The following is an 11992-nucleotide window of genomic DNA, read 5'->3' as shown; positions in this document are numbered from 1 at the left end:
CGCCCAAACTCACATGAACCTCAACGACACCGGCCGACGGTGATGAAGCTCTTGCGGCCTGGGGACGACGACGAGTTCGACGGTCCCTTCGAGGATGCACTGCTCGAGGGCCTGCCGGACGGCCTCGAGCCGCCACCCACCTCGGGCCTCGAGGACCTCGAATGGCAGGCCGAGGTGGACGGGTGCGCCCGACTGGGCATCCCGCGGCCCGGCGGCCCTGTGCGCGAGCTCGCGTTCGAACGCGGTGTCGTCGGCCGCTTCGTCGCCCACATGCACGACCTAGACAAGTGGGCGGCGCGTCAGCGCGCACTCCTCCTCGCAGTGCGGGTCGACGCGGCGGCTCGCTGCAGCCACCTGGAGCAGGAGGGCCGGCGGCTCGACGTCGACGTCGCCACGACCGAGTCCGACCTCGAAGCCCAGCGTGAGCAGCTGGCGGACCGCGCCGACCGGTTCGCGTCGGGGAACGGCGTAGTCGACAAGCGTCTCGTCATGGGGATCGTCTGCCTGGCCGGCGTGGAGGTGCTGGTCCTGACGCCGTTGATCGGTGTCCTGATGGGTGACAATGTCGTCACCGCGTCGGCGTTCGCGTGCTTGGTCGTCGGCGTCGTTGGGTACGGGTCGTGGCAGCTCGGATGCCTCCTGCACCGCTGGCTTGCCTACGAGGGCCCACCTCGGCTTCGTCGCGCCCTAGGGTTGACGGCGCTCGCTCTCGGCGTCCTCGCCGTCACCGCCCTGGCGGCGGTGGTCCTGGCTCGACTGGTGGGCCTCGGGGACCTGGCGAAGGCCGAGGCAGACGCGCCGGTGCTGTCCGCCCAGGACACTGTCGTCTCCGCGCTGGTCTTCCTCGCGGTCCAGGGTCTGGTTCAGCTCATTTCGGGCATCCACGGCTACCGTCACGGGAACCCACGCCTGCGTGAGCTCGCCGGCACCCAGGCCTACCTGTCGCGCGTGCGTACGGAGCGGGACGAGGTCGTGGAGCAGCTGGGGGAGATGCAGACCTGGGCCGAGACGCTCGACGAGTTCCGCGTCGGCGAGTGGCTCACGCGGCACCGGTCCGCCATTGCCGCCTGCTACGAAGCCAGGGACCACCTCTTCCGCAGCGATCTCGAGAAGGCGCTCGTCCACGCCGGGCAGCACGCGTCGGCGGACATGCTGTTGATCCTTCCGATCCCGCGGTTCGTGCCGCCGGTCGACCACGACGACGACGACGCCCTCGGCGGCTGGCGGAACGGCTTCCTCCTCCGCCTCTGAGCCGACCTGCGGGAGCTCGCTCCCCTCGATGACGCGGTTCCTGTCCCCTACGAGCCCCCCGACCCGGCCTCAACCGCACGAGTCCGACGTCGCTTCAGGCGACCGCACAGGAAGCAGGCCGATGGCCACTGACCGTTACACCCCCAGGTCGCGCCACAGCCGCGCGGCCACCCGCCCCGTGCCGCGCCGCCGGCCCGGACCGCCCCCTCGGCGCCCTGCACCTCCCCCGGCCGGCCCGAGCAGCACGCCCTGGTTGCTGGCGGGAAGCACGCTCGGCATCCTCGCGCTGGTGCTGACGCTGGCCACCTGGCTCACCCGACCCGAGCTGGACGGCCCGCAGGCTGGCTGCGTCATCGCCGTCGACGCCCAGGGAAGCGCCGGCGCCATGCTCACGTCCTACCGGCAGTGGCTCGCAAAGCAGGCCAGCGACTGTGCTGCGGAGGATCGAGGGCGCTTGAGCATCGCCCTCGTGTCGGGCGAGACCCGCACAGGGACGGTGACGCCGGTGACGGTGGACCTGCGCGCCCTGAAGCTCACGGGCAACGACGTCCGGGACGCGGCCAACGTGCGCCAGAAGATCGCCCGTGCCGTCCAGGAGGCCGACCGGGCCATCTTGGCCGCGCCGAACCAGCACGGCGGCACCGACATCGTCGGCATGCTGTGCGTGGCCGGCGACCTCCTGCAAGGTCACACCCCCGCCACGCTCGTGCTCGACACGGACGGGATGAACAACAAGGCGCCATACCGGCTGAGTGCGATCCCGCTCGACGACGCCAGCATCACCACGTACGTCAAGCAACTGAAGGCCGACGGGCAGCTCTGCGACCTGCGCGGAACACGTGTCCTGATGTATGGCGTGGGGATCGGCGCTGGGACGGGCAAGCTGTCGGCGCAACGGCTGGCCGGCATCCAACGGTTCTGGGAGGCCGTCGTTCGCGGCACCGGAGCGGAGCTCGCGGTCTACCAGAGGAATCCGTGATGGGTGGCCGTGGGACGGTCCGGACGTGCTCGAGGTGCCGGGCGTACCTGGCCGCGGGTGGCCCCTGCCCGCGGTGCCCTTCCGCGGGACCGCCGCTGGGAGCGACGCGGGCCTTCGCCCAGGGGCTGCGCCTGCAGGCGTCCACCCCGCCATCAGCCCCGAGGCCGGCACCCATGACCTCACCCCCGCGGACACCGGTGCTCGCGGCCTGCTGGGGGCCCTTGACCGGTGAGGTCCGACGTGAGCAGGAGTCCTGGATGAAGGGTGCGCGCGGCACCACCATGGTCGCCGTTGGCGGGCTCGCCCTGCCCGTCACCGTGGCCATCGGCACCGGGGCGATGACCGCCGCCGGTGCCGTCGGAGCAGTGCTCACCGCGCTCGGGGTGTTGTTCCTTCCGCTGGTCTGCCTCGGCTTCCTGATGTCGCTCGGCCGCGGCGGCCCTCTGTCGTTCGTCGGCCGGGTCGCCGGGAACGTCGTGAGGGTCGGGTCCGGGGTTGCGGGCAGCCACCGACCTCGCCGCGGCGGCCCCGGACGGGTGCTGATCCTCGAGCACGACGGACGGAAGTCGAGGGTCGTCGTGGCACGCCCGCTTGACCTGCCGATCGGCGCCCGGGTGACCGTCCACGGCCTCAGCGTCGCCGGGCACCGCCACGCCTGGTTCGTCCGCGTCCACGGGCTCGACCGTCACCCGCTGCCCGCCCGAGGGGTCGTCCTCGCCCTGGTCTGCCTCGGGACCGGGACGCTGCTGAGCACGGTCCTGGTCATCGGGAGCCTGGCGGAGGTGCTCGCGTGACCATCGTCGTCGGCCACGCTGCGAGTGGGCAACTGGTCACGGTGGCCGACGAGGACGGATGCCTGGTGTGGGGCATGCCGCGCTCCGGGAAGACGCGGGGCATCGTCATCCCCACGTTGCTCGCGCACCAAGGTCCCTGCGTGGTCACCAGCTCGAAGTACGACGTCCTGAGGGCCACCATCGAGGCGCGCTCCGACGACGGCCCCATCTGGGTCTTCTCCACAGATGGACGTGTGCCGGTCGTCGCGGGTGTGGACGTGCGACTGGCGACGTGGACGCCGGTGCCACAGTGCGTCGACTTCGACCTGGCCCTCCTCCATGCGCGGGCGATGGTCGGGTCGATCATCGCCGGCGAGTCACTCGGCGACTCGAGGTTCTGGTACGTCCACAGCGAACGGCTTCTGGCAGCCCTGATGCATGCCGCATCGCTGGCCGAAGCCAGCCTGGCCGACGTGGCCGCGTGGGTGGTGGGCGGCGACCTCGCCGGGGCCGTCGACGTGCTGCGTTCTCATCGGGCCGGGTGGGCCATGGCGATCGTCGACGGTGTCGATCGCGCTCACGACCGGTTCCGCGACTCCGTCCTCGCCACGACGAGCGAGGTCCTGCGCGTCTTCGACCACAGCGTGGCTCGTGCCCTGGTCAGCCGCGAGCCGTTTGCGGTCGAGGAGTTCCTCGAGCGCAACGGGACGCTCTACATCTGCGTACCGTCCGAGCAGCACGAGCTGTTCGCGCCTTTGGTCGTCGGTCTCCTTGAGGAGATCATGCGCACCAAGTTCGCCCGGGCCGACGTGGGTTGCCCGGACGCGACGTTGGGCGTCTTCCTCGACGAGCTCCGTCGGGTCGCGCCGATCCACCGCCTGCCGGGCTACCTCGCGGAGGCAGGGAGTCACGGAGTACAGATCCTTGCCGTGCTGCAGGACCTGAGCCAGGCCCGGGAGAGATGGGGCACGTCCGTGGCCGACGGCTTCCTCACGTTGTTCCGATCCAAGGTGCTGCTGCCCGGTGTCCTCGACAGGCCGTTGCTGGAGAACCTCTCGGCGCTACTCGGCGAGGACGTCTGGGGCACCTCAACCGGCGTGATGACGGTGCGTCCGCGCTGGAGCCCCCATGCGCTGTCCGCCCCGCCTCCCGGCCACGCCATCCACATCGACCGCTCCGAGGCCGCAACGGTGCGCCTCGGCTTCGCGCCCTAGCAGTTAGGAGCCACCCATGAAACTGCCGCGGACGCTGCTCAGGAGAGCCGGGAGGGTCTTAGCCGGGATCAACGTACTCTTCACCATTGGTAGTGCGGTCAAACCCCCGGACCCGCAGCTGCCGGCACCGACCCAGGAGGTGCAGGTGCAGTGGGCCAAGCACGAGAAGGCGCGACTCGAAGCGTGGCGCACCCGCGCGGGCGAGCTGGGTCAGCAGCTGCGGGAGCCCGCGGCGGGGGAGTATCGGCCGCGCGAGCGCACGGACCGCGGACAGGAGAGCGACGAACCGGGGCAGCCAGCGATGGTGAGGGACGACCGTGACGAGATGCTCAGCAAGGGGCCGGCGCGCGGCAGAGCCTTTCGCGCCGGGCACTCCGGTGCGAGGGAGCGTGGCCGGGAGCGGTGACAGCGGTCTGCTGTCACCCGGAATCGGCCCTCGGATGCCAAGCATTCATGACACCTGAGGAAAGCCACTGGGCTTCACCACTGCAGCCACCACCGGACATCGTCGCGACCAGCCTCGGCGCGGGCGGGCTGGAAGCCCGAGCCGTGTCGTTCAGGGGGTCGGCCCACGAGCACTTCTCTGAGCCACGACAGGACTCCTTCGCCCTGGCGAGCGATGCCGAGTGGCTCGTCGTCGCGGTGTCCGACGGCATCGGCTCGTGCGAGATGTCGCACCATGGGTCACTGGCCGCGGTCGGTGCGGTCGTCACGGCCTTTCAGGCCGGCCACCTCGATCCGCAGAACGGTGCTGAGGTCCTCCGGGTCGCGGCGGAGGGCGTGGCCGCGGCTGCGGCCACGCTCGGGTGCCTCCCCGACTCGCTTTCGGCCACTCTCAGCGTCGCTGCCATCGAGCGGGTGGCCCAGGTCGACGGCTCACATCACGTCATCCTGCACGCGGTCGGGGACTCGCCCACCCTCCTGCTGGATCCGGCCATGGCGACGTGGACCTACCTCACAGCCGGCGAGGATGGGCCAGGCAACATCGTCCGGAGCTGGGTCCCCGGCATGCACGAGGACCACATCTCGTTGGGAGTCAGCCTCCCCCCGGCCAGCCTCCTCGTCATCGCCAGTGACGGCTTCACCACGCCGCTCGGGGATGGGACCGGACCGCTCGGGAGGGAGTTGGCGGTTCGTTGGGGCGGCGGCCCGCGGGCGATCTTCCCGTTCATGGTCGACCTCTCGTTCAACGGTTACCACGACGACAAAACGGTCGTGGCCGTCTGGAACTCCGAGGCAGGTGAAGGACATGTGTGAGCCCGCCCGCCTCCTCGCGCTCTACCGTGCCGTCGTCGAGCAGGGCCTCGGCGTGGGTGCGTGTGCCGCGCAGGACGACGGGGCACTGCTGTTCGTCCTCGACGACATCTCGTTTGTCCTGCGCAACACCGCTCCCGCCAACCCCGGCCTCCTGGATGTCGCCGTGTACCTCCATTTCGAGGCCTCTGCGTGCGTGAAGGAGGAGGCCTGCCGACAGGTGGCGCAGGCCGTCCCCTGCCTGAGGGCCTGGGTCGACGCGGACGGGGACATCGTGCTCAACCTCCAGAGCATCTCCGGGCGGCTGGGGATGGTCCCACCCCCGGGGGTGGTGAAGGACCTCCTGCCCCAAGCGATCGACATGCTGAGGTATGCCGTCTCGCAGGTGCGCGACCACGTCGTCCTTGCCGGCATCCTCCGCGCGACCGGCGAGTCCGATAAGTCGTCCGAGCTGCCCGGTGAACCCAACGACCATGCCGCCTGAGGTCGAAACCGTGGCCGTCCTCACGCGAAGGGGGTCGGCCGCTGCGCTCCGCCACCGCCGACACTGAACGACGCCATGCCGGGTGGTGCCCAGTGGTGCGAACCAGCGAGGGCAGCCACGCACGGGGAGGAATTACGTGGAGCAGCAGGGTCCCCTCGAGCGACTTGCCAACCTCATGCGGGATGCCACGAGCGCCGACGACGCCGAGCAGCGCTCGGCGTCGTCGACGCAGCATGGCCGGAGATGGTTCGGCGAGAACCCACGATGCAGGACGCGGAAACCTGCCGACTGGCCGCAATCCTGGCGTCGCAGCTGGACGAGCACTCGCACGCTCGGTGTGGCGGACTCGGGCACTGACTCGGAGCGTCGCGACAGGCTGGGACGTGGGCGTGGCGACGTCCTGCTCAGTGAGGCGCTGGTCGAGCTCGCGCGCAGCAACGACGGCTACGCGCGTGGAAGTCGTCTCGACACGCCCGAACCCTCTCCTGCCGCCCTGCAGATCGTCGTCGAGAGGGAGTGGTTCGCGCCGGACACGGAGGGACCTCATGTGGGCTTCGGAGCGCCTACCGCTGCCGTGGTACAGCGCTTCATCCACGAGAACCGTGGGCTAATCCTCCTCATCGTAGGCCGGCTGGACGATGCTCGCGCCAACTACGCCCGCGCGGTCGACGCGGCGGCCAACAACTCGTGCGGCCGCATAAAGAGCCTCCTCGGCGTCGCCCTCGTCGACCATGTGCGCGCGCTCCGCGAGGGCGGTCCGGTGTCTCGGAGCCCACCAGGGCCCTCACGGCAGAGGCCAAGCCCCTGGGTTTTAACGACCTCGTCGGGGCCGGTAAGCACAACGTCGAGTAGATGGAGCGCGACGGCCTGAGCCTCGTCGTTTACGCGAGCCTGTAGGTACTCGCGGTCAGACGTCGGAAACGACCGATTTGGGTCACGGTCTGGTCACACGGGACCTAGGCTGGTCGGCATGCGGGTCCAGCACGTCCTGTTCGACGCCGACGGCGTCATGCAGTTCATTCCGGGCGGCCTTCACCTCGGTCTGGTGCCGGCATTCGGCGAGCGGGCGTTGGCCTTCGCGCAGCAGCCATGGCATTCCGACCCGGCCTTTCTCACGGGTTTCGACGACTACCCAGCCCGGCTCGCCGAAGAGCTCGCCCTCACCGGTGTCGATCTGTCGGCCGACGACGCCTTTTCCCTGATGTGGGAACGCGTCGAACTAGTGCCTGAGGCGGTCCAGGTCGTCCACGACCTCGCTTCGGCTGGCTATCGCGTGCACTTGGCGACCAATCAGGAACGCCGTCGTGCCAACTTCATGCGGGAGGCCGTGGGCTATGACACGATGTTCGAAATGTCGTTCTACTCGTGCGATCTCGGCGTTGCCAAGCCGGATCGGGCGTTCTTCGACGAGGTTCTGAGGAGGCTCCGGGCCGCACCGGATGAGGTTCTCTTTATCGACGACCATGAGCTAAACGTCATGGCTGCCGCGAGCGCGGGGATGCGCGCCACGCAATGGCACAACCTACAACCAACCGAGGAGTTGTTCGAGGCCTTCAACCGGCACGGGGTCCGGCTGCATGCTGGAGGTCCTTGATCGGCAGGCTCAGCCACGATTCGCACACTCCTCAGGCGTCAGCGACCGGGCGAGGCGGCGCTGGCCACCCCGTCGGACGTCGTTGGTGCTCGCCGACCCGCAGACGGGCGTGCGAATGCGCTGCCGTCAGGAGTTTGTGGCTCGGCCGCCCGATGCCCGTCACGTGATGGACGTGGAGCCCACGCCTGCGCGCGGCCGCCGCAAGTTCGGCGAACCGCCCGTCTCCGCTGGCGATCACGAGTCGCCTGAAGCGAGTCACAAGGTGGTCGAGGTCTATCTCCTCGAGGATGGCGAGCTCCCCGCCATCCTGGCCGTCGCGCGCACGGCGCTGAATCCCCTCGGGAAGCAGCCACCACGTTCGGCGGGCGAAGAAGCGGCTGGAGCCAACGATCATCTGATCCATCGGGGACCGGGGGATGCCGCCGTGATATGCGGCCCAGACACGCTCGATCGTCGTGTCGGGGGCCGAGGGGCCGCCCACGAGGTTCTCAAGGTCGATGAGGTGCATGGCTCTCGAGGTGAAGGAACCGCTGGTCCCTAGCTCAACGGACTTCGTCGCAAGAGAGAGCACATGCGGGTTAGCGGGGTTCGCGGTGGTGCGTGAAAGCGGTAGGGGAGCATCAATCATGGATCTATTGGCTTGGCGGCCGGGTGACGGGTGACATCAAGGGTCGTCCCGCCGAGCCAGCTTCATGTGGAACTCGCCGACCACTCGTGACGTTTGCTCCCTGTGCCTCCGCAGGCAGTCCGGCTGGGGTCGGGTGACAGTGGCCGTTGGGCAGCGTCTGTGGCGAATTCGCGGCGAAGTGGGCCTTCGAACCATAGGCAGCTCAGAGGTCCGCATGCGCCGTTACGTGAATCTGTCCTGAATAGTTCGAGGTATCCAAACCCCTTCACCTCTGAGATGGAGGTGTCGCGCAGGTGGAGAGCTATGTTCACGGTGTAGCCGGCCCATCTTGTCGACCAGAGTGCCTCCACACCGGCGTCGGGTCGGGTCTCCCTGCTCTGGCCGTGGAGCCCGGAGGATCGACAACTGCCGGTCGGCTTCGTGGCTCAACCGGCTCGACCGGTTGACCTTCCCATCTTCAGGCATACGCAGATCCGCAGGTCAGCGGGGGTCGTTGGGTAGAGCGCGACGTCTTCGTGCCTCATCTCGTGCTTCAAAAGCTCTTGGGGAGCTTCGTAGCGTCACCGTCCAGGGCCATGTCGGAGAGGGCCTTGGCGATCTGGGCATCCCTGCCTTCGACCGCGTGCATGTACCGCTGTGCGGCGGCAGTGGATGAATGGCCGAGACGCTTCTTCAGGTCAACGAGACTCGCGCCAGTAGCGGCAGCGAGACTCTGCCCGGTGTGCCTCAGGTCGTGAAACGAGATGTCGACCCCGACCTTCTTTCGCGCGCGCACGAAGGCCTGGTACACCGCGTTGCTTCGCACCCTTGTCCCGTAGCGATCCACGAAGAAGAACTCGGTCCCCGCGAACTTCTCGAGGTGATGTTTCAAGATGGGGGCGACGTGCGGGGGGATGGTGACAGTGCGCTTGCCGGCGTCGCTCTTGGGGTCCTTCTCGAATCGTGTTGGCTGTTCGAGCAGTTCGACGTAGTTCCGTCGCACGCGAACGACGCCCGCGTGCAGGTCGACGTCTTCGGTGCGCAGGGCGCAGATCTCGCCACGTCTCAGGCCGCACCAGGCCGCGAGCACCACGGCGGCACGGAATCGTGGCGTTGTTTCCTGGACAAGCTGAGCGACCTGTGCCGGTGTGGCGATCTTCCTCTCAGGGCTGCGTTGGGCTCCGGCGCGGGGGATCTGGCAAGGATTCCGAAGGATGGCACCGTCCTGAACGGCAACATTCAGGACCGACCTCATGAGCCGGTACGACTGGCTGATGGAGGTCCTCCCTCCGTTCCCGCGTAGTGCTTTCGCATGCCAGGCCCGCACGATAGGGGATGTAATGCTGATGATCGGCATGTCGAGGAGTTCCACCATGTGGAGGCGCATATTGCGGCGGCATGTCTCTGCCCACCGCAATCCAACTCTCGGGTTCTCCTCCAGGTATGCCTCGCAGCATTCGCGAAGGGTGCGCCGACCGAGCCCTTCGTCCGCCATCCAGTGTCCGCGCTTGATCTCGCGATCAATGCGCTCGAGGTAGCGCGCCGCATCGGCCTCGGTCCGGTAGGTCTCAGGAGCCGTCTGACGCCGCCCGTTAGGGTCGATGAACGACGCTTGGAAGTTCCCGGACGGTAGTCGCCGGATCCGCCCGAACCGGCGACGGACCATCAGGGCCGACCCCCTCGCGCGGTGGCGGGCTGAACGGTGCCGGCTTCCACGAAGGCCTCGAGCTCGCACTCGGGGATGCGAACGTGGCGACCCACTCGAACGAACCGGATCCGCCGCTCGGCAATCAGCCGTCGCGGAAACCGTGGTGTGGTGCCGAGGAAAGTCGCTACTTCGTCGACAGTGAGCAGTTTCTCCATGGCTGCCTCCGTTCTCGTGACACCGGGACTACGGTTGCGCCGGGGCACTATGCGACCCAATGCAGCGGCGCGGATTGGTCATAGCTCGAGAGAACGGAAGGCGGGGGAGGGGCCGGGGCAAAGGTCGAGCCGTTGCAAGGAGTGCTCGACTCGCTGCGCCTGTCGATGGGCGTCGTTCCACAGCGCTTGCAGGTCGGGCGCCTCTTCTCGCGTGACGGGGACGAATCTCCCTTGCCGTTGGGAGCGCATTCGGGTGAGGGACGGTGGCAGGGCTCGTGCGGGGGCGTAGACGAGTCCGGATCGGAGCAGACGGTCTGGGAGAGTCTGACTGAGCTCCATGACCTGTCGTAGCGTGTCGACACCTCGGCTGAGGTCGCGCAGGCCCCTTCGCCTGTTCCAGTCATGCGCAGGTTGGGATGCCCGGGCACCGACTTTGCTCAGGGCGTTGAAGAGTTCGCGACTTGCGGCGGCGAATTCGGCGCTGCTCCGGCTTGCGGTGGTGAGCCCTTCCCAGGGCTTGTCGGCGCCTCGGAAGGCGCGTGCCCCGGCGACCAGGCAGACGCTGACGGCGTCGAGCGACGCGTCATCGATGCTGTTATGGGGCGCGGCGGTGAGCACTTGGTGGGTTATCGCGTACAGGTGGGCTCCCTGGTTGGCGAGCATGCGCAGGGTGTCTGCGCTCGGAACCAGCCGCAGGAGCTCCGGCTCGGCCGCTTTCGTCCAGTGGTCGACGGCGGCTTCAAGTCTCTCGTTGAGTGTCGTGGGTGCGGGCTCAGGCGAGATGGCGGTGAGCCGCATCAAGGCCAGCGGGCGTTCCGCACCCTTGCGAAGCGCATCGATCGACTGTTCGGCATATTGCGCGATGGCCAAGGGTCGGTCGGCGTCCACGACGGCGTCGTAGGCCAAGGCATGGCGGGCTGCCGAGTAGGCCAGGGACAGGATGTGGATGTAGGTGCCGGCCAGTTGCGCCTCGTCCATGAGGCGGCCCTGATCGACCTGTCGCTCGGTCACGGCCAGATCTGCGGCCGCGCCGAGCGTGCAAGCGATCCGGGCCAGCGGGTGCGGGTCGCCAAGGTCTGAGGGTGTGACGTCGGGGTCAGTGTCCAAGTCGCGGGTGTTGACCAGGTAGACGCCCGCGTCGCGGAGCACATGCAGGTTGCCGTGCTGCACCCTGCGACGGAAGTAGTCGGCCTTCTTGCCGGTGAGAGCGGCGGCCTGTTGCAGGCTGAGCTGGGTGTTGACGGGATGCCGCAGCGGCTCGGGGTAGGAACGGAACACCGCGAGCGTGGGCGCGAGCGCCGTCCGCGTCGTGCCAGGCTCATGCATCGCGCCGGGTCCCACGAGCTCGAACATGAGCCGGTGCACGGTCACGTCGAAAGTGGCCCACTGCTGGCTCGTGATGGGGACGTCACTGTCGCGCAGTTGCCGAATGAGTAGGTCGGCGTGGGCCAGAAGATCGGCTGCGCTGGTGGTGCTCATCGCGCGTCCGTGTCCTTAGCGATCCGGACGAGGTCGGCGACGTGCCATGCCCACATCGGGAGGTCTGGCGGGCCTTCAAGTGGGTGGATCTCATCGAGGCTGTCGAGTGCGGCCTTAAGCTGCTCCGGGATTGAGCAGTCGACCCACCGACTCTCGATCGGCTCGGGGTCGCAACTGAGGCCTGCGGCGTTCAGCCGGATCTGGCCAGCGAACGCGCGCAACGACGGCGAGTCGTGCAGGTGCCCGAGATTGTCGACCTGTTGGGCGGCCGCGTGCAGGTGGCCTGCTGCTCGGTCGAGCAGTTCGGTTGTGCTGGTCATGGCTTCCTCGCTTCGGTATGCCGCATGTTTGATTGCACGCGTCAGAGGCTGGGGCCGGCGTTGTCGACCGTGAGCGCAGCGGTCAGGAGCATGCTGCGTTCGGCCGAGTGGGCATCCATGGCCCGGCGGCGCAGAACGGGGATCGCGGTCGCGGCTGGGTCCCAGCCGTGCTGG

At 68.4% G+C, this 11992-nt stretch carries 13 protein-coding genes; 8 read left to right on the top strand and 5 right to left on the bottom strand.

Annotated features, from left to right (window positions below; translation table 11 throughout):
• The first annotated feature begins 42 nt into the window (after window positions 1-42).
• The 8 genes from ASD62_RS03385 to ASD62_RS03350 all read left to right on the top strand — a co-directional run bounded on the left by ASD62_RS03385 (window position 43) and on the right by ASD62_RS03350 (window position 7549).
• Complete coding sequence (locus ASD62_RS03385; RefSeq protein WP_235530616.1) at window positions 43-1251, top strand: hypothetical protein; 1209 nt, start codon at window positions 43-45, stop codon at window positions 1249-1251.
• A gap of 121 nt (window positions 1252-1372) precedes the next feature.
• Complete coding sequence (locus tag ASD62_RS03380) at window positions 1373-2230, top strand: hypothetical protein (RefSeq protein ID WP_157581289.1); 858 nt, start codon at window positions 1373-1375, stop codon at window positions 2228-2230.
• Between the two features lie 173 nt (window positions 2231-2403).
• A complete protein-coding gene (locus ASD62_RS03375) occupies window positions 2404-3024 on the top strand; it encodes a hypothetical protein (RefSeq protein ID WP_157581287.1) in 621 nt (206 codons plus the stop codon).
• Window positions 3021-4217 carry a type IV secretory system conjugative DNA transfer family protein gene (locus ASD62_RS03370; RefSeq protein ID WP_056914756.1) on the top strand — a complete coding sequence of 399 codons (1197 nt, stop codon included), beginning with the start codon at window positions 3021-3023 and terminating at the stop codon, window positions 4215-4217. Before ASD62_RS03375 ends, ASD62_RS03370 begins: the two co-directional genes overlap by 4 nt.
• Window positions 4218-4233: 16 nt before the next feature.
• Window positions 4234-4623, top strand: a complete 390-nt coding sequence (locus ASD62_RS03365) for a hypothetical protein (RefSeq protein WP_056914755.1) — start codon at window positions 4234-4236, stop codon at window positions 4621-4623.
• A gap of 47 nt (window positions 4624-4670) precedes the next feature.
• Window positions 4671-5474 (top strand): protein phosphatase 2C domain-containing protein, encoded by an 804-nt coding sequence (locus tag ASD62_RS03360; protein WP_082580551.1) that lies wholly within the window; start codon window positions 4671-4673, stop codon window positions 5472-5474.
• Window positions 5467-5955 carry a hypothetical protein gene (locus ASD62_RS03355; RefSeq protein WP_056914753.1) on the top strand — a complete coding sequence of 163 codons (489 nt, stop codon included), beginning with the start codon at window positions 5467-5469 and terminating at the stop codon, window positions 5953-5955. The genes ASD62_RS03360 and ASD62_RS03355 overlap by 8 nt, the downstream gene beginning before the upstream one ends.
• 970 nt (window positions 5956-6925) lie before the next feature.
• On the top strand, window positions 6926-7549 hold the full coding sequence (locus ASD62_RS03350) for an HAD family hydrolase (RefSeq protein ID WP_056914752.1): 624 nt from the start codon (window positions 6926-6928) through the stop codon (window positions 7547-7549).
• 31 nt (window positions 7550-7580) lie between these two features.
• On the opposite strand, the gene ASD62_RS03345 is transcribed toward ASD62_RS03350, so the two are convergent.
• The 5 genes from ASD62_RS03345 to ASD62_RS03330 all read right to left on the bottom strand — a co-directional run bounded on the left by ASD62_RS03345 (window position 7581) and on the right by ASD62_RS03330 (window position 11818).
• Window positions 7581-8057 carry a hypothetical protein gene (locus tag ASD62_RS03345; protein WP_056914751.1) on the bottom strand — a complete coding sequence of 159 codons (477 nt, stop codon included), beginning with the start codon at window positions 8055-8057 and terminating at the stop codon, window positions 7581-7583.
• A 652-nt stretch (window positions 8058-8709) separates the two neighbouring features.
• A complete protein-coding gene (xerC, locus tag ASD62_RS03340; RefSeq protein ID WP_056914750.1) occupies window positions 8710-9822 on the bottom strand; it encodes a tyrosine recombinase XerC in 1113 nt (370 codons plus the stop codon).
• Window positions 9822-10019, bottom strand: a complete 198-nt coding sequence (locus ASD62_RS19605; RefSeq protein ID WP_082580550.1) for a helix-turn-helix domain-containing protein — start codon at window positions 10017-10019, stop codon at window positions 9822-9824. Before ASD62_RS19605 ends, xerC begins: the two co-directional genes overlap by 1 nt.
• Before the next feature lie 78 nt (window positions 10020-10097).
• On the bottom strand, window positions 10098-11498 hold the full coding sequence (locus tag ASD62_RS03335; protein WP_056914749.1) for a hypothetical protein: 1401 nt from the start codon (window positions 11496-11498) through the stop codon (window positions 10098-10100).
• Window positions 11495-11818, bottom strand: a complete 324-nt coding sequence (locus tag ASD62_RS03330; protein ID WP_056914748.1) for a hypothetical protein — start codon at window positions 11816-11818, stop codon at window positions 11495-11497. Before ASD62_RS03330 ends, ASD62_RS03335 begins: the two co-directional genes overlap by 4 nt.
• Window positions 11819-11992: the final 174 nt, after the last annotated feature.

This window comes from Phycicoccus sp. Root563 (assembly GCF_001427915.1).
GTDB lineage: Bacteria > Actinomycetota > Actinomycetes > Actinomycetales > Dermatophilaceae > Pedococcus.
The sequence above is the reverse complement of the archived record's forward strand: the minus strand, read 5'-3'. Positions and strand labels throughout refer to the sequence as shown.